Below are 24,185 nucleotides of genomic sequence, written 5' to 3'. Positions count from 1 at the left end.
GCCCGGCGTCGGCGGCACGGCCGGCACGCCCGGCGCCACATCGTCGACCCGCGCACCGGTCGGTCCGCCCCCCTGGCGCTCGGTCTCCGTTGCCGCCGTGACCTGCGCCGACGCCGGCGCGACCACCACCGCGGCGGCCCGGCCAGGGGCGCGGGAGCGGAACGCCGGCCCGTCCGTTTCCTGCGGCCTGATCCGCCGGACAGGCACTAGCCTAGTCCGTCCCTGCCGTACCCGGAGCTGCAGGGCCAGGGCCGGGCAGTCGGCCGCGGCTCAGGGGGCGCGGTGCTCCAGCCGGGCGTCGTAGCGACCAGCTCGTGCTGTGCGACCAGCCGGGCCGGCAGCCTGACGCGGGCCGGGTGCCCCCGCGCGAGCTCGGTTCGAGCGTGGGGGAGTCGGCGACCGACGACAACGCCGGTGGGGGCACCGCCCGCTCATGGGGGAGGGCGTGCCAAGCCCCGCGTCTGCGGCAAGATACGCCGGACAGGGCCTAAAGCCAGCCCGCGAACTCCAGCAGCAGTTCCGCGTCCTGCTCCCGGCCCACCCGGCGGGCCCGCACCCCGGACTCCACCGCCCGGAACAGGGTCCAGCCTTTGAGCCGCTCCTGGTCCACGTCCAGCGACTCCGCGAGCCGCTTCACCCGCCGCCGGGTGGTGGCCGCCCCCGACGGCGTGGCGATCAGGTCCTCCACCCGGTCCCGGACCAGCCGCGCGAGATCGAAGGCGCACTCGCCGACCAGTGGGTCCGGGCCCACCGCCAGCCACGGCATGCGGTCCCCGGCGAGCACCTTGCTCTGCCGGAACGTGCCGTGCAGCAGGCGGTGCTCCGGCGGCGCGGCCAGCAGCTCCGCGCGGGCCGCGAGCGCCGCCTCGACCAGCGGGGCCACCTGGGGGTCGGTCTCCGCGCCGGCCCGCATGGCCTCGGCCTGCCGTCCGGTCCGCCCGGCCACGGTCTCGAAGGAGAACTCCGCCGGCGGTTCCACCCACAACCGCCGCAGTGTCCCCGCCGCCTCCAGCAGCGCCTTCGCCTCGGGCAGGGACCGCACGGACACGTCGGGGTGCAGCCGTTCCAGGAGCAGCACGCCCTCGGCGCCGTCCGCCTCCAGCAGCTGCACCGCGCCCAGCCCGTCCCAGTGCGCGAGCGCCGCACGCTCCGCCTCCGGCCGGGCCCGGGGCGGCGCCAGCTTCAGTACGGCCGGGGTCCCGTCCGCCCGGCGCACCAGCACGACCAGGCTGCTGCGGCCGCCCGGCACCTGCACCCGCTCGACGGTCAACCCGCGCAGCGCGACGGCCTGCCGCACGGCATCCGGCAGCCTCTCCAGCCAGCCGTCACCGTCCGGTGCCGTCTCACCGAGCGCTCTGACGAGACGCCGCGGCGGTTCGAAAGCCATGCGCGAGCCGTTCCTTCCCGGGCTGCCGGATCATGTCGTCGGTGTCGCCGACGCCGAGGCCGGCGGCGCGGTCGCGGACGCACCGGCCGCGGTGCCGTCCCGTTCGGCGAGACCAGGGAAGGCTACGCTCTCCCCGCGCCAGCGCACCGCCCGCACGGCGGTCTCCCGCAGCACCCCGGCGGCCTCGCGGCGCCGCCCACCCGTGGTCGCCCGTACCAGGTCGGAGTACACCCCGGCCACGCGTTCCTCCAACTCGGCGGCCAGCCTCACCGCCGCGTCGGAGTCCGGCACCGGGAACGGCAGCGCGTACGCCGCGTCCGCGGCCACCGGGGCGCCGCCCAGGTCGCGCACCTCACGGACCAGCGCATCCCTGCGCGCCCTGTGCGCGTCGTACGCCGTCCGTGCTTCAGTGCGCCGTTCCGCGCGGATTCGCCCCCCGACGACCCCGTACCCGTACACGGCCGCGTGCTCGGCGGCCAGGGCCGCCTGCAGGGCCTTGAGCTCGCCGCTCCCGGCCTCGTCGCTCACTTCCCGTCCTCCGTCAGCAGATACGCGTGCGACGCCCCGGCCGCCGCCACCGAGGCCAGCAGCCGGGCCAGCTCACCGTCCACCTCCAGCAGCGCCTTCGCCCGCCGGTCGGCGAGGGCCCGCTCCGCGGCGGCCAGCGCGGCGCGGGCGGCCTTCTCGTCGGCCGGCACGACCGTTGCCGTTGCCGTTGCCGATGCGGACGTCGGGGCCGGCGCCGAGGCGCCGGGGGAGCGCGAGGGCGCCGCCGTGCCGCCGCCGAACGCCTCCGCGTGCGCCGCCGCCTCCGCCCGCAGCGGCTCCAGCCGGTCGGCCAGCGCCGGATGCGCCGAGATCACCGCGTCGTACCGTGCCACCAGGGCCCGGCTGTCCCGGGACGCACGCGCGCGTGCCCGTGCGGAGGCCGAGGGGGCGTCGCCCGTGCCGCCGGAGTCCCCGCCCCCGTCGGAGCAGCCCGCGAGCAGGGCCGCTCCCGCGGCCGAGGCGAGCAGTGTTCTTCTGCGCGACCACGGGAGGGCACGCGGCGGTGAGGAGAGGGGCACGGCAGACGTCCTCGGGGGGCTCGTACGAACACACGGGCGGGGGCTCGCCGCTGATCACGGTACCCGCGAACCGGCCCGACCCATGTCACCGGCTCGTGGACCCACTTGAGGGGCGTCGGAGCGTGTCGGCGGGCAGAGCCGTCCGGGCTCCCCTCCCCGGCGAACCGGCCGCACCGCCGGAGGCGGACGTGGACGGCAACACCCCCTGCGACCGGATACCCTTTGACCAGACACGCGACCCATCCCACAACAGCACACGCGGCCGAGGAGTCACCCGGATGAGCACCACCCAGAGCGAGAGGCTGCGAGAACTGCTGGAACCGCTCGTCACATCCCAGGGCCTGGATCTCGAGGAGATCGCCGTCGACTCCGTCGGACGCAAGCGGGTGCTGCGCGTCGTCGTCGACTCCGACACCGGGGCGGACCTGGACCAGATCGCCGATGTGAGCCGCGCGCTCTCGGCGAAGCTCGACGAGACGGACGCGATGGGCGAGGGCGCGTACGACCTGGAGGTCGGAACCCCGGGCGCTGAGCGCCTCCTCAAGGAACAACGGCACTACGCGCGCGCGGTGGGCCGGCTGGCGAAGTTCCAGCTGGCCGAGGGCGGCGAACTGGTCGCCAGGATCCTGACGGTCGACGACGAGGGCCTCGACCTCGAAGTGCCCGGAGTCAAGGGCCGTAAGGCCACCACCCGCAGACTCGGCTACCCGGACATCGCCAAGGCGCGCGTGCAGGTCGAGTTCAACCGCAAGGACAAGAAGGAAGAGGAGGCGTAGCCGTGGACATCGACATGAGTGCCCTGCGGGGCTTGGTTCGGGAGAAGGAGATCTCCTTCGACCTGCTGGTCGAGGCGATCGAGTCGGCCCTCCTCATCGCCTACCACCGCACCGAGGGAAGCCGCCGACACGCGCGCGTGGAGCTCAACCGGGAGACCGGGCATGTGACCGTGTGGGCGAAGGAGGACCCCGAGGACCTCGAGGAGGGCCAGGAGCCCCGCGAGTTCGACGACACCCCGTCCGGCTTCGGCCGTATCGCCGCCACCACCGCCAAGCAGGTCATCCTGCAGCGGCTGCGCGACGCCGAGGACGACGCGACGCTCGGCGAGTACGCCGGCCGTGAGGGCGACATCGTCACCGGAGTGGTCCAGCAGGGCCGCGACCCGAAGAACGTGCTCGTGGACATCGGCAAGCTGGAGGCCATCCTGCCGGTGCAGGAGCAGGTGCCGGGGGAGACGTACCCGCACGGCATGCGGCTGCGCAGTTACGTCGTACGGGTGGCGAAGGGCGTGCGCGGTCCGTCCGTCACCCTTTCGCGCACCCACCCCAACCTGGTGAAGAAGTTGTTCGCGCTCGAGGTGCCGGAGATCGCCGACGGCTCCGTCGAGATCGCCGCGATCGCCCGTGAGGCCGGTCACCGCACGAAGATCGCCGTGCGTTCCACCCGTTCGGGCCTGAACGCCAAGGGCGCCTGCATCGGCCCCATGGGCGGCCGGGTGCGCAACGTGATGGGCGAGCTCAACGGTGAGAAGATCGACATCGTCGACTGGTCGGACGACCCGGCGGAGATGGTCGCGAACGCCCTGTCACCCGCCCGGGTGTCCAAGGTGGAGGTCGTGGACATGTCCGCCAGGTCCGCCCGGGTGACCGTGCCGGACTACCAGCTGTCGCTGGCCATCGGCAAGGAGGGCCAGAACGCGCGGCTCGCCGCCCGGCTCACCGGCTGGCGGATCGACATCCGGCCGGACACGGAGCAGCCCGGGGAATAGATCCAGGCCGCAGGGCGCTTGGATCACGACAGTTATATGCGCGACAACTGTTCGATCTATCACCCAGAGGGGTGAGGTCGGTACGGGGAGGTAGACTTAACTGTGTCTGGCCGGACGCATGCCCGAGCATGCCCTGAACGCACCTGCGTGGGGTGTCGGGAGCGGGCGGCCAAGACGGGTCTGCTGCGGATCGTGGCGATCGAGGACGCGTGCGTCCCCGATCCTCGCGGTACGCTGCCCGGCCGGGGTGCGTACGTACACCCCGCCCTGGTCTGTCTCGACCAGGCGGTACGCCGCCGGGCGTTCACGCGGGCACTGCGCGCCCCGGGAGCGCTCGACACAAAGGCGTTGCGCCGGTACGTCGAGCAGACGACAGTTGCTGAGCAGGCAACACCGTAAGACGTGCCGCACGGAACCCCGTGCGGTCTGGTACCTCGCGAGTCGAAAGCAGGTCGAGATTGCGATGAGCACTCGATGAGTACGCGATGAGTACGCCCATGAACTAGCGACGGTCCGGCCGCAACCCGGACCTCAAAGGAGCGAAGTGGCTAAGGTCCGGGTCTACGAACTCGCCAAGGAGTTCGGCGTTGAGAGCAAGGTCGTCATGGCCAAGCTCCAGGAACTCGGTGAATTCGTCCGTTCGGCGTCTTCGACGATCGAAGCGCCCGTAGTACGCAAGCTGACCGACGCCTTCCAGGGCGGTGGCAACGGCAAGCCCGCCCCGCGCAAGGCCGCCCCCAGGCCCGCCGCGCCCTCTCCGGCGCAGGCGGCTCGTCCGGCTGCACCGAAGCCGGGCGCCCCCAAGCCGCCGTCGGCCCCGCAGCCGTCGGCACCCCAGCCCGCGGCCCAGCAGCCGTCGGCCCCGTCGGCGCCCGCGCCGGCCCCCGGCCCGCGTCCGGTGCCGGGCCCCAAGCCCGCGCCGCGTCCGGCGCCGGCCGCCCCGGAGTTCACCGCTCCGCCGGCCGCTCCGGCCCCGCAGGCTCCGGCCGCCCAGGGTCCGCGCCCCGGCGCGCGTCCCGGCGCGCCCAAGCCCGGTGGCGCCCGTCCGGGCGGTCCCGGCCAGGGCCAGCGGGGCGAGCGACCCGCCGGCCAGGGCCAGCGGGGCGAGCGTCCCGGCGGTCAGGGCGCGCGTCCCGGCGCCCGTCCGGCCGGTCCGCGTCCGGGTAACAACCCCTTCACGTCCGGTGGCTCCACCGGCATGGCCCGCCCGCAGGCCCCGCGCCCGCAGGGCGGACCCCGCCCCGGCGGTCCCGGTGCCCCCGGCGGCGGCCCCCGTCCCCAGGCGCCCGGCGCCCAGGGCGGCGGTCCCCGTCCGCAGGCTCCCGGCGGTCCGCGCCCGACCCCGGGCTCGATGCCGCGTCCGCAGGGCGGTCCCCGTCCCGGCGGTGGCGGCCCCGGTGGCCCGCGTCCGAACCCCGGCATGATGCCTCAGCGTCCTGCCGCGGGTCCGCGTCCCGGTGGTGGCGGTCCCGGTGGCCGTGGTCCCGGTGGCGGCGGTCGTCCCGGTGGCGGCGGCGGTCGTCCGGGCGGCGGCGGCTTCGCCGGTCGTCCCGGTGGCGGTGGCGGCGGCGGCTTCGCCGGTCGTCCGGGTGGTCCCGGTGGCGGTGGCGGCGGTTTCGCCGGTCGTCCCGGTGGCCCCGGTGGTGGCGGCGGTGGCCGTCCCGGCTTCGGCGGTCGTCCCGGTGGTCCGGGTGGCCGTGGTGGCACGCAGGGCGCCTTCGGCCGTCCCGGTGGTCCCGCGCGTCGTGGCCGCAAGTCGAAGCGGCAGAGGCGTCAGGAGTACGAGGCCATGCAGGCCCCGTCGGTCGGCGGTGTGATGCTGCCTCGCGGCAACGGCGAGACCATTCGCCTGTCGCGCGGTGCCTCCCTCACCGACTTCGCCGAGAAGATCAACGCCAACCCGGCGTCGCTCGTCGCGGTCATGATGAACCTGGGCGAGATGGTCACGGCCACGCAGTCCGTCTCCGACGAGACGCTGCAGCTCCTCGCCGACGAGATGAACTACACGGTTCAGATCGTCAGCCCCGAGGAGGAGGACCGCGAGCTCCTCGAGTCCTTCGACATCGAGTTCGGCGAGGACGAGGGCTCCGAGGAGGACCTGGTCGTCCGTCCGCCGGTCGTGACCGTCATGGGTCACGTCGACCACGGTAAGACCCGCCTGCTGGACGCCATCCGCAAGACGAACGTCATCGCGGGCGAGGCCGGTGGCATCACCCAGCACATCGGTGCCTACCAGGTCTCGACCGAGGTCAACGACGAAGAGCGCAAGATCACCTTCATCGACACCCCGGGTCACGAGGCGTTCACCGCCATGCGTGCCCGTGGTGCGAAGTCGACCGACATCGCGATCCTGGTCGTCGCGGCCAACGACGGCGTCATGCCGCAGACGGTCGAGGCGCTCAACCACGCCAAGGCGGCCGACGTGCCGATCGTGGTCGCGGTCAACAAGATCGACGTCGAGGGTGCCGACCCGACCAAGGTGCGCGGTCAGCTGACCGAGTACGGCCTGGTGGCCGAGGAGTACGGCGGCGACACGATGTTCGTCGACATCTCCGCCAAGCAGGGTCTGCACATCGACAGCCTCCTCGAGGCCGTCGTCCTCACCGCCGACGCCTCGCTCGACCTGCGGGCCAACCCGGCCCAGGACGCGCAGGGCATCTCGATCGAGTCCCGTCTCGACCGCGGCCGCGGTGCCGTGGCGACGGTCCTCGTCCAGCGAGGCACCCTGCGGGTCGGCGACACGATGGTGGTGGGCGACGCCTACGGCCGCGTCCGCGCCATGCTCGACGACAACGGCAACAACGTCGCCGAGGCCGGCCCGTCGACGCCGGTCCAGGTCCTCGGCCTGACCAACGTCCCGGGTGCGGGCGACAACTTCCTGGTGGTCGACGAGGACCGTACGGCCCGTCAGATCGCCGAGAAGCGCGCCGCCCGCGAGCGCAACGCCGCGTTCGCCAAGCGCACGCGCCGCGTGTCGCTGGAGGACCTGGACAAGGTGCTGAAGGCCGGCGAGGTCCAGCAGCTGAACCTGATCATCAAGGGTGACGCTTCCGGTTCCGTCGAGGCTCTCGAGTCCTCGCTGCTCCAGCTGGACGTCGGCGAAGAGGTCGACATCCGCGTCCTGCACCGCGGCGTCGGTGCGGTCACGGAGTCCGACATCGACCTGGCGATGGGCTCCGACGCCATCGTGATCGGCTTCAACGTCCGCGCGGCCGGCCGCGCGGCGCAGATGGCCGAGCGCGAAGGCGTGGACGTCCGGTACTACTCGGTCATCTACCAGGCGATCGAGGAGATCGAGGCGGCCCTGAAGGGCATGCTGAAGCCGGAGTACGAGGAGGTCGAGCTCGGTACGGCGGAGATCCGCGAGGTCTTCAAGTCGTCCAAGCTGGGCAACATCGCCGGTGTCCTCATCCGCTCCGGCGAGGTGCGCCGCAACACCAAGGCCCGCCTCATCCGCGACGGCAAGGTGGTCGCGGAGAACCTCAACATCGAGGGCCTGCGTCGCTTCAAGGACGACGTCACCGAGATCCGCGAAGGTTACGAGGGTGGTATCAACCTCGGAAACTTCAACGACATCAAGGTCGACGACGTCATCGCGACGTACGAGATGCGCGAGAAGCCGCGGGTGTAACACCCACGGTCCGCACCGGCCGGCGGGACCCCGGTCCCGCCGGCCGGTGCGCCGTAGTAGCGGATGCTTCGCCTCCCCCGCGGCGGTCGCGGTTTCGACCGACCGCCACGGGTGGGTGGGGGACCGGAGGTCTGGGGGCGAAGCCTTCAGGCGTGCCCGGCAGCCCGCAGCGCGGCAAAACCCCGTCGAAGCCTCCGGCAGGAACGGGGTACCGTTCATGATGCCCCCGGCCACACGGCCCCGGGGCCATCGACCCCGTACCGGCGGGTGAACCGGTTACACACATGTACGTGGGGACTCTGTCCTTCGACCTTCTCCTCGGCGACGTACGGTCGCTCAAGGAGAAGCGCTCCGTCGTCCGCCCGATCGTCGCCGAACTCCAGCGGAAGTACGCCGTGAGCGCGGCCGAGGTGGACCACATGGACCTCCACCGGCGGGCCCTCGTCGGCCTCGCCGTGGTCTCGGGCGACGCGGCGCACCTCACCGACGTACTGGACCGGTGCGAACGGCTGGTCGCCGCCCGCCCCGAGGTGGAACTGCTGTCCGTCAGACGGCGGTTCCACGGCGACGACGACTAGACCCAAGAACGACCGAGAGACAAGAACGGGAGACGGACCAGTGGCCGACAACGCGCGGGCGAAAAGGCTGGCGGACCTCATCCGAGAGGTGGTGGCCCAGAAGCTGCAGCGCGGGATCAAGGACCCGCGGCTCGGCTCGCACGTCACCATCACGGACACCCGGGTCACCGGGGACCTGCGGGAGGCGACCGTCTTCTACACGGTGTACGGCGACGAGGAGGAGCGGAAGGCCGCCGCCGCGGGCCTGGAGAGCGCCAAGGGCATCCTGCGCTCCGAGGTCGGCCGGGCGGCCGGCGTGAAGTTCACGCCGACCCTCGCGTTCGTCGCGGACGCCCTCCCGGACACCGCCAAGAACATCGAGGACCTCCTCGACAAGGCGCGCCTGTCCGACGAGAAGGTACGCGAGGCGTCCGCGGGCGCCGCGTACGCCGGTGAAGCGGACCCGTACCGCAAGCCGGGCTCCGAGGACGAGACGGACGACACCGCGGAATGACCGACAAGCGCACCACGCCCGACGGACTTGTCATCGTCGACAAGCCGTCGGGCTTCACCTCGCACGACGTGGTCGCCAAGATGCGCGGGATCGCCAGGACCCGCCGTGTCGGCCACGCCGGCACCCTCGACCCCATGGCCACGGGCGTCCTCGTCCTCGGCGTCGAGAGGGCGACGAAGCTCCTCGGGCACCTGGCCCTCACGGAGAAGGAGTACCTCGGCACCATCCGCCTCGGCCAGACCACGGTCACCGACGACGCCGAGGGCGAGATCACGGCGTCGGCCGACGCGTCCAAGGTCACCCGTGCCGCCGTCGACGCCGGGGTCGCCAAGCTGACCGGCGACATCATGCAGGTGCCGTCCAAGGTCAGCGCCATCAAGATCGACGGCGTACGGTCCTACAAGCGGGCCCGCGAGGGGGAGGACTTCGACATCCCCGCGCGGCCCGTCACGGTCTCGTCCTTCGCCGTGTACGACGTACGGGACGCGGTCGCCGAGGACGGCACGCCGGTCCTCGACCTCGTGGTGTCGGTGGTCTGCTCCTCCGGCACCTACATCCGCGCCCTCGCCCGTGACCTGGGCGCCGACCTCGGCGTCGGCGGGCACCTCACGGCCCTGCGCCGCACGCGCGTGGGGCCGTACAAGCTGGACGCGGCCCGCACCCTCGACGAGCTCCAGACGGAGCTGACCGTGATGCCGATCGCCCAGGCGGCCGCGGCCGCGTTCCCGCGCTGGGACGTCGACACCAGACGCGCCCGGCTGCTCACCAACGGCGTGCGGCTGGAGATGCCCGACGAGTACACGGGCGCCGGACCCGTCGCCGTCTTCGCCCCCGAGGAACGCTTCCTCGCGCTGGTCGAGGAGCACAAGGGCAAGGCCAAGAGCCTCGCCGTCTTCGGCTGACCCGGCCCCGGGGCTGTGCCCGTGGAGCGGCGGCCACGGGATGTGGCCGCCGCTCCACGGTCCCCCCTCGGTTCCCCCATCCCTAGGGTTATCCAGCCGCCCCCGCCTATTCACCCGACCGAGCAGGCGCTCGGAGTGAACCGGGGGAGCGGAAGGGGGCGCTTTGTCCGCTCGAGCTGTTCCGCTGATCATCCCGGGCCTACCGTCGTGGGCAGGGCACGGGTGCACGGGCGGGAGGTTCGACCATGGCGGGACGGGGCCCGCGCAGCGAGGGCGGCGCCGGACGCACCCCCGAGGACGCGATCTGCCGGGAGCAGCGCCCGGACCACCCCGGCGAGGCCCGTGACCGCGCCCTCGACGCGCGCCTGGTCCGGATCCGCGACATGACCGGCCGCCCCCGAGGCACCGGCTTCCTCGCCGACCACCACGGCACCCTCGTCACCAGCGACGAGGCCGTCCACGGTCTGGCCCGCCTCGTGCTGCACACCGCCGACGGGCGGACCCGCGTCGTGACCGCCGACGCCGTCACCCCGCTGCCCGCCCTGGACCTCGCCCTGGTGCGCACCGAGGGCCTCGGCGTGGACCCGCTCCCGGTGACCGCGCGGGACCGCATCCCCACCGGTACCTATGTGCGTATCGCCGCCGGAGGCTGGCGCGCGGCAAGGGTGCTCGGCACCGCCCAGGCGACGTACACGACCACGGCCCAGGGCCGCCGCTTCGACCTCCTCGGCGAGGCGATGGAGTTGGCGATGGGCACGGCGGGCCGGGACGCGCTGCGGCTCGGCGGCGGCGCGGCCGGCGGGCCGGTGCTCGACGCGGCGACCGGCGCGGTGCTCGGCGTCCTCGGCACGGCGCTGCGGTCCGGTGACCGCGACGCGAGTTTCGCCGTACCGCTGCGCCCTGCCGGCGGCCCGCTCGCCGAACTCCTCGACCGCAACGCCGCGACCGTGCCCGCGTACGGCGCCGACCTGAACCTGGCGGGCATCCTGGAACTGACCGCCACCTCGGTCGGCCAGGACGGCCCGCCCGGAGCGCTCGCCGGGTACACCGGCCGGCCCGGTGCCGTGGGCCCCGGCCCGGTCGAGCCCGTCGAACGCCCCGAGGTGGTGCGGCAGTTGACGGCCTTCACCGAGGCCCGCGGCGGCGCCGCCGTCCTCGGCCTCGTCGGCGCCCCGGGCAGCGGCCGTACGACGGAACTCGCGGCCCTCGCCACCCGCCGTGACCGCGGACCGGAACCGGCGCCCACCCTGTGGCTGCGCGGCGCCGACCTGACGGACACCGACGGCTCGGTGGCCGACGCCGCGCGCCGCGCCCTGCGCCGGGCGGCCCGCATCGTCGCCGCCTCCCGGCCGCCCCTCCCCGCCGACCAGACCGCTCCGGCCACCCCTGCCGTCCCTGAGGACACCACCCCGGAACGCCTCGCCCGCGTCGCCGCACGGCTCGGCCGTCCGCTGCTGCTCCTGCTCGACGGCCCCGAGGAGATGCCCCCCGCCCTCGCCCACCGGCTCCCCGAGTGGACAGCGGGGACCGCCCAGTGGCTGCGCGAGGCCGGCGCACGACTGGTGGTGGCATGCCGGGAGGAGTACTGGGAGACCGCCGGGGCACACTTCCCGCCCGAACTGCTGTACCGCCCCGTGCCGGCCCCCGCCGACCCGCCCCGCCCGCTCCCGCCCTGCGTGCGCCTGACCGACCTCACCCCGGACGAGGCCCGCGCCGCCCGCGCCCGCTACGCGCTCCCCGACGGCGCCGTCACCGACCGCGACGCCCGTCACCCCCTCACCCTCCGGCTGCTGTCGGAGGTCCGCGCCGCCCTGCGGGACGCCCCGGCGCCCCGCGTCGACCGGCACGAGGTGTTCTCGGCCCACCTGGACCTGATGTGCCTGCGCATCGCGGTCCGCCTGGCCGCGGACAACGGCCTGCGCGGCACCGCCGTACGGCGTCTCGCGGCCCGGGTCTCCGGTCAGGTCCACGAGGCCGCCCGACGCAGCCTCGGCCCGGGACAGGGCGGGCTGGACCGGGCCACCTTCGAGGCGGTGTTCCCCTGGGGGCCCGCCCCGTCCTGGCTGGGCGGCGTCACCGGCTGGGCGTCCGCCGTCCTCACCGAGGGGCTGCTGGTGCCCGCCGGGACCGGCTACCGGTTCGCCCACGAGGAGTTCGCCGACTGGATCCAGGGCATGCACCTCGACCTGGACGAGGCCCTGCGCACCCTGGTCCACCACCGCCCCGCCCCGCGCCGCCCTCTGCCGGTCCCGCACGAGAGCCACCCCCTGCCCGTTCCGCACGAGAGTCACCCCCTGCCCGTTCCGCACGAGAGCCACCCCCTGCCCGTCCCGCACCATCGCGTCGGCCCCGTCGTCCAGGCCCTGCTCGTCCTCGCCCGCCAGCAGGGCACCGACGAACTCGCCGCGCACCTCGAGAAGTTGATCCACGCCCTCGAGGAGGACCCCGGATCGTGGTGGGCCGCCCGGCTCCTCGCCCGGGTGCTGTCCCAGGTTCCCGACGCGACCCCCTACACCGGTGTGCTCCGCCTGCTCGCCGACCACATCGTCGTCCGGCGGCGCCGACAGCGCCCCGTGCCCGCGGACTTCGGCCCCGCCTTCTGGACCACGCTGCCGATCCCGGACCGCGAGCGCTTCGACCTCCTGCGCCGCCTGCTCCAGGCCGACGAGGCCCCACCGGACACCGCGGGGGCGGCCACCGGGCCCGGCCCGCTGCCATGGCCACGGCGGGGCGACGACACCCCCGCCACGCCGCCGCCCGCCAGCACCCGGTACCTGGACGCCGTCGCCCGGCTCCTCGCCGCCGACCCCACCGCCGTACAACCGCACCTGACCCGGTGGTTCGACGACGAGCGGCCCCTGCCCGCCACCCCGCACGCCACCGTGGCCACGGCCGCGCAGGCCCTGTTGCACACCTACCGGCACGGCGCGCCGGACGACCTCACCGAGGTGCTCGTGGACAGCGCGCACCGACGTGGCGACGAACTGCTCGCCGTGCTCGCCGAGGACGAGACGTCCGCCGTCTGCCGGGCCGTGGACCGATGGGTGCACGACGAACGCCCGGCACGGCGGGCGGCGGCCATCACGTACGGCCTGTGCGCCGCACCCCGTCTGCGCACCGAGGCCGACCGCGAGCTGCTGCGCCGCGCGGCCGTCACCCTGCTCGCCCGCCCCGCCGACCGCGGCCTGCACGGCGGCGCGCTCGCCCTGCTGGTGCGCGACCCGCACACCCGCGCCCGCCATCTCCCGCAGGCGGTCGAGCACTTCGCCACCGGTGACCCCCGGTTCCCGCCCAGCGCCCTGGCCCCCGCCCTGGCCACGGACCCCCGGCCGGTGCTGGACGCCTTCCGCGCCCGGCTGCGCGCCGGGGCGGACCCGGCGGAGGCGCTGCGCGCCCTCGCCGACGTCACCACGCCCCCGCTGGCCGGCCAGGTCGCCGCACTCGTGTGCGAGACGGTCGAGCTGTGGCCGGAGACCGCCCAACCGGTGGCGCAGTACGTCGACCGCCGCCTCGACCAGGGCCCGGCCGCCCGCGCCGTGCTGCCGCCGCTGGTCACCGGCATCCTGGACGGCGGCCCGGCACCGCTCCGGGCGGCTCTCGCGGCCGTCCTGGCCGCACCCGGCACCCCGGCGTCCCGGCCCCTGCGCGAGGAGCTGCTGAACCACCTGCCGGCCCATGAGCGCTGTCCCACCGTCCTGCCGGCGTGACGACGTGCGCCCGGTCACAGCCTCCATGCCGATGCGGGTCCGGAACGCGCGGCATGGCACCCTTAGACCTGCGCAATCGGTCAATGATGGATACGGACAAGGGTTCGAGGAGCGGTCACAGTGCAGCGCTGGCGTGGCTTGGAGGACATCCCCCAGGACTGGGGGCGCAGCGTCGTCACCATCGGCTCCTACGACGGAGTCCACCGCGGGCACCAGCTGATCATCAGGCATGCTGTGGACCGCGCCCTCGAGCTGGGCATCCCCTCCGTCGTCGTCACCTTCGACCCGCACCCCAGCGAGGTCGTCCGCCCCGGCAGCCACCCCCCGCTGCTCGCCCCGCACCACCGCCGTGCCGAGGTCATGGCCGAGCTGGGTGTGGACGCGGTGCTGATCCTTCCCTTCACCACCGAGTTCTCGAAGCTGTCCCCGGCCGACTTCGTCGTCAAGGTCCTGGTGGACAAGCTGCACGCCAAGGCGGTCGTCGAGGGCCCGAACTTCCGCTTCGGCCACAAGGCGGCCGGCAACGTCGAGTTCCTTGTCGAACAGGGCAAGAGCTACGACTTCGAGGTCGAGGTCGTCGACCTGTACCTGAGCGGCGAGGCGGGTGGCGGCGAGCCCTTCTCCTCGACCCTGACCCGGCGCCTGGTCGCCGAGGGCGACGTCGGCGGTGCCCGCGAGATCCTGGGCCGCCCGCACCGTGTGGAGGGCGTGGTCGTCCGCGGCGCCCAGCGCGGCCGCGAGCTGGGCTTTCCCACGGCCAACGTCGAGACCCTCCCGCACACCGCCATCCCGGCCGACGGCGTGTACGCCGGCTATCTGCACGCGCAGGGCGAGGTGATGCCGGCCGCGATCTCCGTCGGCACGAACCCGCAGTTCGACGGCACCGAGCGCACGGTGGAGGCGTACGCGATCGACCGCGTCGGCCTCGACCTGTACGGGCTGCACGTCGCCGTCGACTTCCTGGCGTACGTGCGCGGACAGGCGAAGTTCGAGTCGCTCCAGGCCCTGCTGGAGCAGATGGCCGACGACGTGAAGCGCTGCCGGGAGCTGATCGCCGCGGACCGGTAGGGACGCGGCCTTCGCCCGTACGACGGAAAGGGCGGCCGGTGCCCGCAGGGGCACCGGCCGCCCTTCTTCACGCCGCTCTACTGCGGGGGCGGGCCCTGCGGGGGCGGGCCCTGCGGGGGCGGGCCCTGCGGAGGCTGCGCCTCGGACTGCCCCGGCTGCGGGTAGCCGGGCTGCGGCGGGTACGGCTGACCGGGCTGGCCCTGGACCGGCGGGTACGGCTGACCGGGCTGGCCCTGGACCGGCGGGTACGGCTGACCGGGCGCCGCCGGATAGGGCTGACCCGCGCCGTACAGCGGCTGCTGTGCGGGCGGGGCGTACTGCTGGCCCGGCATCGGCGGGGCGGCCACCGGCGGGGGGTTGCCGTCGTTCGTCCACAGGCCGTGCATCTGCTGGTGCCGGATGAAGTCCTCCGCGACCAACGCCGCGAGGTTGAAGTACGCCTCCCGCACCTTCGGCCGCATCATGTCGAGGTCGACCTCGGCACCGGCGGCGAGATGCTCGTCGAAGGGGACGACCACGACGCCACGGCAGCGCGTCTCGAAGTGCGCCACGATGTCCTCGACCTTGATCATCTTGCCGGTCTCGCGCACCCCGGAGATGACGGTGAGGGACCGCGAGACGAGGTCGGCGTACCCGTGCGCGGACAGCCAGTCCAGCGTCGTGCTGGCGCTGCTCGCACCGTCCACCGACGGCGTGGAGATGATGATGAGCTGGTCGGCCAGGTCGAGCACCCCGCGCATCGCGCTGTACAGCAGACCCGTGCCCGAGTCGGTGAGGATGACCGGGTACTGCCTGCCCAGCACGTCGATCGCGCGCCGGTAGTCCTCGTCGTTGAACGTGGTGGAGACGGCCGGGTCGACGTCGTTGGCGATGATCTCCAGGCCGGACGGCGCCTGCGACGTGAACCGCCGGATGTCCATGTACGAGTTGAGGTACGGGATCGCCTGGACGAGGTCCCGGATGGTCGCCCCGGTCTCGCGGCGCACGCGGCGGCCGAGCGTACCGGCGTCCGGGTTCGCGTCGATGGCGAGGATCTTGTCCTGCCGCTCGGAGGCGAGGGTGGAGCCCAGCGCGGTCGTCGTGGTCGTCTTGCCCACACCGCCCTTGAGGCTGATGACGGCGATCCGGTAGCAGGACAGCACCGGCGTCCGGATCAGCTCGAGCTTCCGCTGCCGCTCAGCCTCCTCCTTCTTCCCGCCCAGCTTGAACCGCGACGTCGCCGCCGCGGGCCGGCCGCTCTTCGCCTTCTGCTTCTTGTTGTTGAGCAGCCGGTCGGAGGACAGTTCCACGGCCGCGGTGTAACCGAGCGGCGCCGCACCGGGGTTGGTCATCTGCCGCTGGTCGTGCTGTATCGGCTGCGGCCAGGCGGCACCGGCACGGGGATCGGCCGGGGCCTGCGGCACCTGCGGCTGGGGCGCGTGCGGGGGCTGCGGCTGCCCCTGGCCCTGGCCCTGATCCTGCGGGGTGGGGGGCGGAGGGAAGCCGTAGCCGGCCTGCGGGTTGGGGGTGGGGGGCTGGGGGAAGCCGTAGCCGGCCTGCGGGTGGGGAGCGGGCGGCGGGGGGAAGCCGTAGCCGGCCTGCGGGTTGGGAGCAGGGGCGGGGGCGTGCGGCGGCTGGGGTGCCGGCGGGGCCGGGGGACCGGGGTGCGGGAAACCGTAGCCCTGGTCCGGCTGGGCGGGCGGCGCGCCGACCGGTGCCGGGGGCGGCGGGAAGCCGTACCCATCCTGGGCGTTGGGGGCCGGAACGGGGGCATGGGGCGGCTGGGGTGCCGCCGGGGCACCAGGGGTGTACGGCTGGCCCGGGTGGGGTGCGGTCGGCGCCGCCGGGGGCTGGTTCCAGGCGGCGGGCGCGGGCTGCGGCGCCTGCGGCTGGAACGGAGGCTGCTGGGGCTGGGGCTGGGGCTGGGGCTGGGGCTGGGGCTGGGGCTGGGGCTGGGCGTGGGGCTGGGGCTGCGGCTGCTGGGGTTGGGGCTGCTGCTGAGGCTGCGCGGGCCACTGGGCCGCCGGGACGGGGGCCGCGGGCTGGTACGACGGCGGCAGCGGCGGCACCCCGGTCTGCGGCGCCGGCGGGGGACCCCAGGCGGGCGGGGCGTCCTGCGGAGCGGGCGGTGCGGCGTCCGTGGGGGCGGCCTCCGCGGACTCGGCCTCGTTCTGAGCGGAGGGAGCCTGAGCGGACTGGGCCTCGGCGGGTTCGGCCTCGGCCTCCGGCTTCACGGTCTCCTCGGCCGTGGATTCCGCGTCACCGGCGGGGACGCCGGCCGGCTCGTCGTCGGTGTCCGCGGCCTCGGCATCCTCCACCGCAGCCGCGGACTGCGGGGCGACCGCCGGGGCAGGGGAGACCTCCTCGGCAGGCGCTACCGCCCCGGCAGGGGCGTCCGCCTCTGCCGTCACCACCTCGGCGCCCTCGTCGGAGCCGACGGCCGCGTGATCGGCGTCCGCGGACGCCAGGGCACCATCGGAAGCACCGCGGGGCTCGCCCTCGTCGGCCCCGTCCGCACCCGGTGCCTCCGCCTCGGCCACATCCTTCGACTCGTCCGAAGCACCCGGCTCCGCCGAGTCGTCGTCCTTGGAGGCGGCATGCTCCGCGATGGCGGCCATCTCACGCTTCAACGCGACGGCCGAGAACCGCATGGTGGCGCCGCTCTCCAGGTCACCGTTGTCCGGCTCCGGCTCGGCGGGCGCGTTCGCGGGCGGAGCGGGCGGCACGGGCGGAGCCCAACCCTGGGCCGGAGTCTCCGGCTGCGGCTGCTGCGGGGTCTGTGGCTCGAACCCGCTCGACATCGGAAGCCTCGGCACCGGACCGGGCTCCCCGGTCTGTGGCGCGGGTGGTGTGAACGGCGCCCCGGGCACAGGCCCTGGAGGAGCCGGGGGAGCCGGGGGAACAGGGGGAGCCGGGGTGAAGGGCGCCCCGCCGGCCGGACCGGGCGCACCGGCCGGACCGGGAACGGCCCCGGAGGGCCCACCGGCTCCAGGGCCCTGCTCGGACCCCCCGGCGGCCCCGCCAGTCTGCGCCGCGTTCTGCGTGTACCAGGCCGGCGGCGCGTAGTCGATGGTGAACTCGCCCGTCGTCTCGAAGGCGGACTCCGCGTCGGGCTGGTCATCGCCGGGTGTGGCCCAGCCCCCGCGGATCCCGTCCCGATCGCTGCTCACAGTTCCTCCTGATGTGGTCGAGCACCCTCATGCCGTGCCGGGGCGACCATGTCGTGTCGTTCTCAGTCGTCCGTAGTCGTTAGAGGTAGTCGGATCCACCGGTTCTCCCCCTGGACAGTCGATGCCCGGTCCACGGGTTCTGGCATCGCGCCCGGTACCAGCCTAATCACCACGAGCCGCACCCGGGCAGGCCCGTCCACCCCTCAGCACCCGCACACCAGGTCACACCGCACCGGAAATGCCCGAGCCGCCCTCTGCTTTGCCGTGAAAACCGGCGAACAAAGCAGGCAAAGGCAGCCAGTTCAGTCCATTCGCCTCGGGGTCCCCAACAATCCGATCTCGGCATCGGTGGGTTGAGTCATCGCGTACTGCCGGTCGCGGTCGGTGCACCACAGGGTGACGCCGTCGGGCAGCGCCGGCAGCGAGTCCACCTCGGTCCGGGACAGACCCATGGTGCGTCCCAGTTCCGCCGCCTCGTCCGGCGAGACCCGCTGAATGCCGGCGAGCCGCGCCTGCCGCAGCAACCGGGGAGCGACGGGACTGAGATAGGGCAGCAAGGTCAGCACCGACTGCCACGGCCCCGACACCACGCGCCCGCGGGGCGGCCGCATACCGCAGTCCCGCACCACCAGCACGGGCGTCCCGGCCGACGCACCCTGCGGCGGCACCTGCCCCACCTCGTACACGGCGAGCCCGTTCTGCCCGCCGCCCATGGCGTGCACCATCTGGATCCAGGCCTGCGGCCGGCCGGTCTCGACCGCGACCCGCGCACCCGTCGCCGCCGTACGCAGCGCCAGCACCTGCGCCGTCCACAGACCGCCGATCAGCACGACGTCGTACGGTGTGGGCCGGTTGATCCCCAGCACGGCCGGCTGCCCCTCCGCGTCCACGCCGGCCACCACGCCGTCGTCGCCGATGGGCAGGGACAGCGCGTCGAACTGCTCCACGGGCAGCGTGTGCCGCGGGTGGCGGGGGCCCAGAAGGCCGAAGCCGGTGCGCAGCCGCTCGCCGAGACCCGACGCCGACGGAGTGGGGGAAGTCGTCACGGCCATCAGCGGGCACCTCCCAGCGGCAGGGTGGCCAGAACGCCGGGCAGCTGTTCACGGTCCAGGCGCGCGAGCCCGGTCCGCGCCTGCTGCGCCGCACGCTCCAGTTCGCGCCGCGCGTCGGTCAACTCCTGGTTGCTGCGGCCGGTGATCCTCAGATGACCGGTGACCGTCACGTCCTGCCGCGCACCCTTGGCCAACGTCAGGCTGAACGTCGTCGCCAGCGCCGGCACCACGGTCAGCTGCGCCACCAATTGCGCCAGCGAGCCACCCGATCCGCCCAACTGGGGCCAGCGGCGCACCCAGTAAGTGGTGTGCCGGCGGTTGTCGCAGCGCCAGCTACGGCTGGACTCCTCGGTGCGGCGCTGCGGCGCCTCGCCCCGACCTGCCTGGGCCGCCTGGGCCGTCACCATCGGATTGGCGCACGCGGAAGTGGCGATGGCGGCCGTCAGCTCCTCCTCCGTGAGCACGCTCGCCCGGAACCCGGCCCCGGTGAGCCGGCTCGACAGGTGTTCGGCGGAGCGGGCCAGGCACTTCTGCGCCCCCAGCAGCCCGCCGCCGCGCGCGGCCACCGCCTCCGGGCACAGCTCGGGATCGAGCTTCAACGCGATCCACGTGATGCGCACGGCGGGGGAGCCGGTCTGCGCCTGCAGCGGCGCGTAGTTGCTGACCACGACCGACTGCTGGGGCAGGTGCAGCGCGGGCGCGGGCTGTGTGTGCACCACGATCTGCGCCGACTCCAGCCGGATCCCGTCGACTTCGAGGACATCCCGTACGAGCGCCATCGGCAGCGGTCTGTGGGTGCGCTCCGCGCGCAGCGCGCCGGCGTCCGACTCCACCTGGAGCACCACGGTCAGGAAGCCGCCGTCACCCACCATGCCGACCGGCCGCTGATCGCGGTCGTCGCCGCGGTTGTAGCTATAGGTACGCAGAGCCGGATCGCACTCCACGGCAGGCGCCAGACCGGAGTCGGTTCCCGGCGGCACCGGTGTGCTCGCGGCCCGCCGTCTGCGAGCCCGCAGCGCCAGCAGGGTGCCGAGCCATTCCGGCAGGGAGCGCCCCCGGCGTCGTACGACGGCGAGCACCACGAGCACCGCCGCGATCGCGACGGCGACGACCAGGGCGACCGTACCCACGACCCATCCGCACACCACGAGTGCGCCCGCGATCTCCAGCAGCACCAGCCGCTGCACCGCGAACGAGCCGCCGCGCCCCGAACGGGACTCCAGATGCGGCGTGAAAGCGCCCTGGTGGGGCGTACGTGCCGGCCGGCCGCCCGGTCGGGAGGACGAAGAGCCGCGGGCGTCCGGCGAGCCCGCGCCCTCCGACCGTGACCCTGATTGCGATCGCGACCGGCTCCGCGTTGCGGAAGCCACCACTCCAAACCCCCGAACTATCCCTGAAACCCGGCGCTCCGGTCCCTTCAAGCCCTGAGCACCCTACCTGTGCCACAAGCATGTCCACGCAACAGGCATAGTAGGGGCCGGGTCTGACAGTCGAGGCACCAGAGGCAACCGAAGGCGGGGGACGGATCTTCACAGGTCCCCCACGGCTCCGCAACGGGGAGAGAGCGGACACAAATGGCATCACGGCGGGACGAACTCAACGCCTACACCTTCGCGAAGCGCCGCACGCTCGCATCCTTCCTGCAGCCTTCCGTCTCCGGCTCGGAGGAAGGCGCCCCCAAACCGCTGAGCGCGCTGGTTCCCGGCCTCGTCGTCGGCGTGGTGGTCCTCGCCGTGTTCGGCGCGGTCGGAATGTTCAGCCCCACGGCGCCCAAGGGCTGGGACACGCCGAACGAGCATGTCATCGTCGCGAGCAAGTCGACCACCCGGTACGTGGTGTTGAAGACGGGCAAGGAGACGCAGCTGCACCCGGTCCTCAACATGGCCTCGGCCAAGCTCCTCCTGGAACCCGGCAAGGACAGCGTCATCACCGTCGACGAGAAGGTCCTCGACAGCGGCAAACCCCCGCACGGCGCGACCATCGGCATCCCCTACGCCCCCGACCGCCTGCCCTCCCCGGGCGACGCGGAGGCCGCCAAACGCTGGGCGGTGTGCGAGCGCCCCGGCGACGGTGGCCGGGCCATCCAGAAGGCGGCGTTCGTCCTCGCCAGGAAGGAATGGTCCAAGACGGAGGGCGCGAACAAGCTCACCCGCGGCGACCTGATGTACGTCGTCGGCCCGGACGGCAAGACGCAGTACGTCGTCGACGCACGGGGCATGGCGTACGAGATCGCCGACCCGAGCGACAAGGAACTGCTCAAGGCCCTCGACACCCAGGGCCGCGCCCCGCAGCGCGTCTCCCAGGAGTGGCTCGACACCCTCCGCAAGGGCGCCCCGATCTCCATCCCGAAGATCCAGGGCACGCCCGGCGCAAAGGCCGGCGCCTCCGGCCTGCTGCGGCAGTACGACAAGGTCGGCGAGGTCATCAAGGCGTACGACGGCCAGACGATGCAGTACTACGTCGTACTACCGGGAAAGGTGGCCCGCATCACCGAGTTCACGGCCACGCTCCTGCTGAACAGCGGGGACCTCATCGCCACGGGACAGGCCGGTGAGGCGCAGCAGGTCAGCCCCGGCGCGGTCGCCGACAGCACGACGTTCGACGCGGAAAAGAAGTGGCCGACGTACAAGCCGAAGACGGTGAACGACGGCTCCAGCACCACCAGCGGCCGCAACACGGTCTGCAACGTCCTGCGCTCGGTCGGCGCCAAGGGTGCCACCACCCTGTCGACCTGGGTGGGTACGGACTTCCCCGCCCAATTGCCCACCGGCTCCTCCAGCGCGTACGTCACCCCCGGTTCCGGCCAGCTCTATCGCCAGTTCAAGGGCACGGAGACCTCGGCCGGCGGCGTCTTCCTGGTCACCGACACGGGCCTGCGCTACGCCCTGCAGTCCAACAGCGACAGCGCCACCGACGACCAGGGCATCGGCACCTCCGCCAAGCAGCGCAAGGAGGAGCTGAGCGAGGCGAAGATCGCCCAGACCCGCCTCGGCTACGAGAAGGTGACACCCACGCCCATCCCCGCGGAGTGGTCCACGTTCCTGCCGACCGGCCCGCGCCTGTCGGAGTCGGCGGCACGGCAACCGCAGGGTTCGTAGAGACGGGGCGGAGGAGAAGGGACTCATGCTGAAGGCAAGGACACCAGGGACGAGGACGCCGGGCATCCCGGCCCGAGCGGCGCTGTCGGCCGCCGGGGTGGTCATCACCGCGACGACCACGGTGATCGCCCTTCCCGCTTCCCCGGCCCGGGCGGACGACGGCCAGTGCACGTTCCCGTCGAAGAAGTACGCGGGCCGGCCCTGGGCGCTGCAGCGCGTCAACATGGACCAGCTCTGGGGGCAGTCGACGGGCAAGGGTGTCCAGGTGGCCGTGATCGACACGGGAGTGGACGTCAAGAACCCGCAGCTCACCAAGGCCGTGAACGCGTCCAAGGGCAAGAACCTGTTGCCCGCCAAGAACTCCAAGGGCGAGAAGATCGACCGCGGCAACAACTCGGGCACCACGGACACGGTCGGCCACGGCACCCGCGTGGCGGGCATCATCGCGGCCCGCCCGGCGAAGGGAACGGGCTTCGTGGGCCTGGCCCCGGACGCGACGATCATCCCGATCAAACAGAACGACGCCGAAGGCGACGGTACGACGCTCACACTGGCCTCGGCGATCCGGTACGCGGTCCAGGCGGGCGCGGACGTCATCAACATCTCCCAGGACACGGCCAACGCGGTCGCGGGAGGCCCGCAGCTGAAGCAGGCCGTCGACTACGCCCTCGCCCAGAACGTCGTCATCGTGGCCTCGGCCGGCAACGACGGCCTGGGCGGCAACGTCAAAGTGACGTACCCGGCGTCGTACAAGGGCGTCCTGGCGGTGGCGGCGTCCGACCGCAACAACGAACGGGCGCCGTTCTCACAATCGCAGGACACGGTGGGCGTCGCCGCGCCCGGCGTCGACATGATCTCCACAGTTCCCGGCGGCGGCCACTGCTCGGACAACGGCACGAGCTTCTCGGCCCCCTATGTGGCCGGCGTGGCAGCCTTGTTGAAGGCCAAGTACCCCAAGTGGACGGCCCAGGAGGTTGTCGCCCAGATCGAACAGACGGCGGAACGCTCGATCCCGGGACACGACCGACTGGTGGGCTGGGGAGTGGTGGACCCGGTGAAGGCGTTGACGGACGTCGACCCCGAACACCCCGTCCAGTCCCCGCAACCCGAAGGCGGCGTGTCCAGAGCCGAGGCCCCGTCGGTCGCGCCCCTCCACTTCGGCGAGACACCGGACGAACGGAACACCCGCCTGGCCACCTACGCGGTCGTGGGCGCCCTGGTCGGCGTGGCAGGCCTGACCGGCACGGCCGTCGCGGTCCGCGACGCGCGGCGCAGGCGGGCGAGGCTGCTGGAGGGCGGGCGGGGCACGTCCTGACGAGACGTGCCCGTCCTGTTCGGGGTGTCCGCCGTACTCCTGGCCCAGGCCTGCGTGAGGGGGGCCGGGCCCGGCCCTGGTGCGAGCGCCTCAATCCCTCGGCGCCCGAACTCCCCGACTCCGCCTTGGGGATCGCCCTGATCCTCTTCGAGGTCCTGGCCGGCTGGGGTGTCTGCACCGTTGACGTCTCGGGGATACAGCTTGCCGTGGAGTCACGGAAGGCGAGCGCTGACCCCGGCAGGACGCTGAGCGGCTGCTGACAGGACGGCTTTCGGTGAAGAGCGCTGGACCTCACAGCTTGCCGAAGACAACTCCCCGCCAGACCCAGCCGGACTTCAGGACGGTGTCCCGCAGCGGCTCGCGCAGCTCGGAGCTGTCGAAGCGGAAGGTCTCCGTCGCCTCGAGGCGACCACTTTCCCCACGACCGATGGTCCACTGGCGGCTGACGGTCCGGCTCGGCCCGCGCGTGTACTCCGACGCCACCTGGAGCGTCGTCGGACTCCCGACCCGCCTGAGCTCCCACTGCTCCTCGAGAGCACGCACCTCATGCTCCTTGCGGACCAGCCGCATCCGGATCCGCACGGCGTGACTGATCTGGGACCGCACGAAGAAGCTCTGCCAGGCGGGCTCAGCCAACCGCCACTCCGCCACCAGGTCGCACTGCTCACCGCCGCCGTAACGGATGACGTACGGGACGTCGGGCTGGTTGAGCCCGAGCAGCGCCGCCCGCAGTTCCTCCCCTGGGACTGGTGCAATCCCCTCCGGCGGATGCTTGGTGCCGGTCAGTTTGTCGAAGAGTCCCATGGGGTCAACCTATGAAGGAGCGCACCCCCGGCACAAAGTGCCCGCCCCGTGCGTCTCATGAGTCACGCGTTGTAAGTCGCAGTCGCAGTCGCCGACACCGGAGAACGAGCATCCCCCTCGGCGTGCGAAAGCCCGGCGGCCGGAACGGCTGCCGGGCTGCGGCGAGGGG

The 24,185-nt window shown here is 73.3% G+C and carries 18 protein-coding genes; 11 read left to right on the top strand and 7 right to left on the bottom strand.

Annotated features, from left to right (window positions below; translation table 11 throughout):
- Nucleotides 1-487: 487 nt before the first annotated feature.
- From ACFYZQ_RS39020 to ACFYZQ_RS39010, 3 genes are read right to left on the bottom strand one after another with little or no spacing between them, the layout of a single operon-like run.
- Nucleotides 488-1,387, bottom strand: a complete 900-nt coding sequence (locus ACFYZQ_RS39020; protein WP_389158816.1) for an aminoglycoside phosphotransferase family protein — start codon at nucleotides 1,385-1,387, stop codon at nucleotides 488-490.
- Between the two features lie 30 nt (nucleotides 1,388-1,417).
- Nucleotides 1,418-1,915, bottom strand: a complete 498-nt coding sequence (locus ACFYZQ_RS39015; RefSeq protein WP_389158814.1) for a ferritin-like domain-containing protein — start codon at nucleotides 1,913-1,915, stop codon at nucleotides 1,418-1,420.
- Complete coding sequence (locus ACFYZQ_RS39010) at nucleotides 1,912-2,454, bottom strand: hypothetical protein (RefSeq protein WP_389158811.1); 543 nt, start codon at nucleotides 2,452-2,454, stop codon at nucleotides 1,912-1,914. Before ACFYZQ_RS39010 ends, ACFYZQ_RS39015 begins: the two co-directional genes overlap by 4 nt.
- 278 nt (nucleotides 2,455-2,732) lie before the next feature.
- On the opposite strand from ACFYZQ_RS39010, the gene rimP reads away from it, so the two are divergent.
- The 9 genes from rimP to ACFYZQ_RS38965 all read left to right on the top strand — a co-directional run bounded on the left by rimP (nucleotide 2,733) and on the right by ACFYZQ_RS38965 (nucleotide 14,598).
- Entirely contained in the window at nucleotides 2,733-3,230 is a 498-nt protein-coding gene (rimP, locus tag ACFYZQ_RS39005; RefSeq protein ID WP_389158807.1) for a ribosome maturation factor RimP, read from the top strand.
- Between the two features lie 2 nt (nucleotides 3,231-3,232).
- The gene (nusA, locus tag ACFYZQ_RS39000) at nucleotides 3,233-4,219 is read left to right on the top strand and encodes a transcription termination factor NusA (RefSeq protein WP_389158804.1); all 987 of its coding nucleotides are present in this window, start codon (nucleotides 3,233-3,235) and stop codon (nucleotides 4,217-4,219) included.
- Between the two features lie 102 nt (nucleotides 4,220-4,321).
- Entirely contained in the window at nucleotides 4,322-4,618 is a 297-nt protein-coding gene (locus tag ACFYZQ_RS38995) for a YlxR family protein (protein WP_389158801.1), read from the top strand.
- A 145-nt stretch (nucleotides 4,619-4,763) separates the two neighbouring features.
- Nucleotides 4,764-7,850, top strand: coding sequence for a translation initiation factor IF-2 (gene infB / locus ACFYZQ_RS38990; protein ID WP_389158798.1), 3,087 nt, complete (start codon nucleotides 4,764-4,766; stop codon nucleotides 7,848-7,850).
- A 284-nt stretch (nucleotides 7,851-8,134) separates the two neighbouring features.
- Nucleotides 8,135-8,428 carry a DUF503 domain-containing protein gene (locus ACFYZQ_RS38985; RefSeq protein ID WP_389158795.1) on the top strand — a complete coding sequence of 98 codons (294 nt, stop codon included), beginning with the start codon at nucleotides 8,135-8,137 and terminating at the stop codon, nucleotides 8,426-8,428.
- A 40-nt stretch (nucleotides 8,429-8,468) separates the two neighbouring features.
- On the top strand, nucleotides 8,469-8,921 hold the full coding sequence (rbfA, locus tag ACFYZQ_RS38980) for a 30S ribosome-binding factor RbfA (RefSeq protein ID WP_388805089.1): 453 nt from the start codon (nucleotides 8,469-8,471) through the stop codon (nucleotides 8,919-8,921).
- Nucleotides 8,918-9,823 carry a tRNA pseudouridine(55) synthase TruB gene (gene truB, locus ACFYZQ_RS38975; RefSeq protein ID WP_389158793.1) on the top strand — a complete coding sequence of 302 codons (906 nt, stop codon included), beginning with the start codon at nucleotides 8,918-8,920 and terminating at the stop codon, nucleotides 9,821-9,823. Before rbfA ends, truB begins: the two co-directional genes overlap by 4 nt.
- A 245-nt stretch (nucleotides 9,824-10,068) precedes the next feature.
- Nucleotides 10,069-13,530, top strand: coding sequence for a trypsin-like peptidase domain-containing protein (locus tag ACFYZQ_RS38970; protein ID WP_389158790.1), 3,462 nt, complete (start codon nucleotides 10,069-10,071; stop codon nucleotides 13,528-13,530).
- A gap of 120 nt (nucleotides 13,531-13,650) precedes the next feature.
- Nucleotides 13,651-14,598 carry a bifunctional riboflavin kinase/FAD synthetase gene (locus ACFYZQ_RS38965; RefSeq protein ID WP_389158787.1) on the top strand — a complete coding sequence of 316 codons (948 nt, stop codon included), beginning with the start codon at nucleotides 13,651-13,653 and terminating at the stop codon, nucleotides 14,596-14,598.
- A 77-nt stretch (nucleotides 14,599-14,675) separates the two neighbouring features.
- Here the strand turns inward: ACFYZQ_RS38965 and ACFYZQ_RS38960 are convergent, their stop codons facing one another.
- From ACFYZQ_RS38960 to eccE, 3 genes are all read right to left on the bottom strand, one after another.
- Nucleotides 14,676-17,747, bottom strand: coding sequence for an SCO5717 family growth-regulating ATPase (locus tag ACFYZQ_RS38960; RefSeq protein WP_389158784.1), 3,072 nt, complete (start codon nucleotides 17,745-17,747; stop codon nucleotides 14,676-14,678).
- A gap of 302 nt (nucleotides 17,748-18,049) precedes the next feature.
- Nucleotides 18,050-18,799 (bottom strand): hypothetical protein, encoded by a 750-nt coding sequence (locus ACFYZQ_RS38955; protein ID WP_389158781.1) that lies wholly within the window; start codon nucleotides 18,797-18,799, stop codon nucleotides 18,050-18,052.
- Entirely contained in the window at nucleotides 18,799-20,169 is a 1,371-nt protein-coding gene (gene eccE / locus ACFYZQ_RS38950; RefSeq protein WP_389158778.1) for a type VII secretion protein EccE, read from the bottom strand. The genes ACFYZQ_RS38955 and eccE overlap by 1 nt, the downstream gene beginning before the upstream one ends.
- Nucleotides 20,170-20,373: 204 nt before the next feature.
- Between eccE and eccB the strand changes: the two genes are divergently transcribed.
- Nucleotides 20,374-21,897: a type VII secretion protein EccB gene (gene eccB / locus ACFYZQ_RS38945; RefSeq protein ID WP_389158775.1), complete on the top strand. Its 1,524-nt coding sequence runs from the start codon at nucleotides 20,374-20,376 to the stop codon at nucleotides 21,895-21,897.
- Nucleotides 21,898-21,922: 25 nt separating this feature from the next.
- On the top strand, nucleotides 21,923-23,212 hold the full coding sequence (mycP, locus tag ACFYZQ_RS38940; protein WP_389158772.1) for a type VII secretion-associated serine protease mycosin: 1,290 nt from the start codon (nucleotides 21,923-21,925) through the stop codon (nucleotides 23,210-23,212).
- Between the two features lie 291 nt (nucleotides 23,213-23,503).
- Here mycP and ACFYZQ_RS38935 read toward each other — a convergent pair whose 3' ends face one another.
- Complete coding sequence (locus ACFYZQ_RS38935; protein WP_389158769.1) at nucleotides 23,504-24,016, bottom strand: hypothetical protein; 513 nt, start codon at nucleotides 24,014-24,016, stop codon at nucleotides 23,504-23,506.
- Between the last annotated feature and the right edge of the window lie 169 nt (nucleotides 24,017-24,185).

It is taken from the genome of Streptomyces sp. NPDC001843 (assembly GCF_042891955.1).
Taxonomy (GTDB): domain Bacteria; phylum Actinomycetota; class Actinomycetes; order Streptomycetales; family Streptomycetaceae; genus Streptomyces.
This window is presented reverse-complemented; position numbering and strand designations above follow the sequence as displayed.

Coding starts and splice junctions, on each gene's coding strand:
- ACFYZQ_RS39020 (WP_389158816.1), bottom strand. CDS start 1,387: ATGGCTTTCGAACCGCCGCGGCGTCTCGTCAGAGCGCTCGGTGAGACG.
- rimP (WP_389158807.1), top strand. CDS start 2,733: ATGAGCACCACCCAGAGCGAGAGGCTGCGAGAACTGCTGGAACCGCTC.
- ACFYZQ_RS38985 (WP_389158795.1), top strand. CDS start 8,135: ATGTACGTGGGGACTCTGTCCTTCGACCTTCTCCTCGGCGACGTACGG.
- truB (WP_389158793.1), top strand. CDS start 8,918: ATGACCGACAAGCGCACCACGCCCGACGGACTTGTCATCGTCGACAAG.
- ACFYZQ_RS38970 (WP_389158790.1), top strand. CDS start 10,069: ATGGCGGGACGGGGCCCGCGCAGCGAGGGCGGCGCCGGACGCACCCCC.
- ACFYZQ_RS38955 (WP_389158781.1), bottom strand. CDS start 18,799: ATGGCCGTGACGACTTCCCCCACTCCGTCGGCGTCGGGTCTCGGCGAG.
- eccB (WP_389158775.1), top strand. CDS start 20,374: ATGGCATCACGGCGGGACGAACTCAACGCCTACACCTTCGCGAAGCGC.
- mycP (WP_389158772.1), top strand. CDS start 21,923: ATGCTGAAGGCAAGGACACCAGGGACGAGGACGCCGGGCATCCCGGCC.
- ACFYZQ_RS38935 (WP_389158769.1), bottom strand. CDS start 24,016: ATGGGACTCTTCGACAAACTGACCGGCACCAAGCATCCGCCGGAGGGG.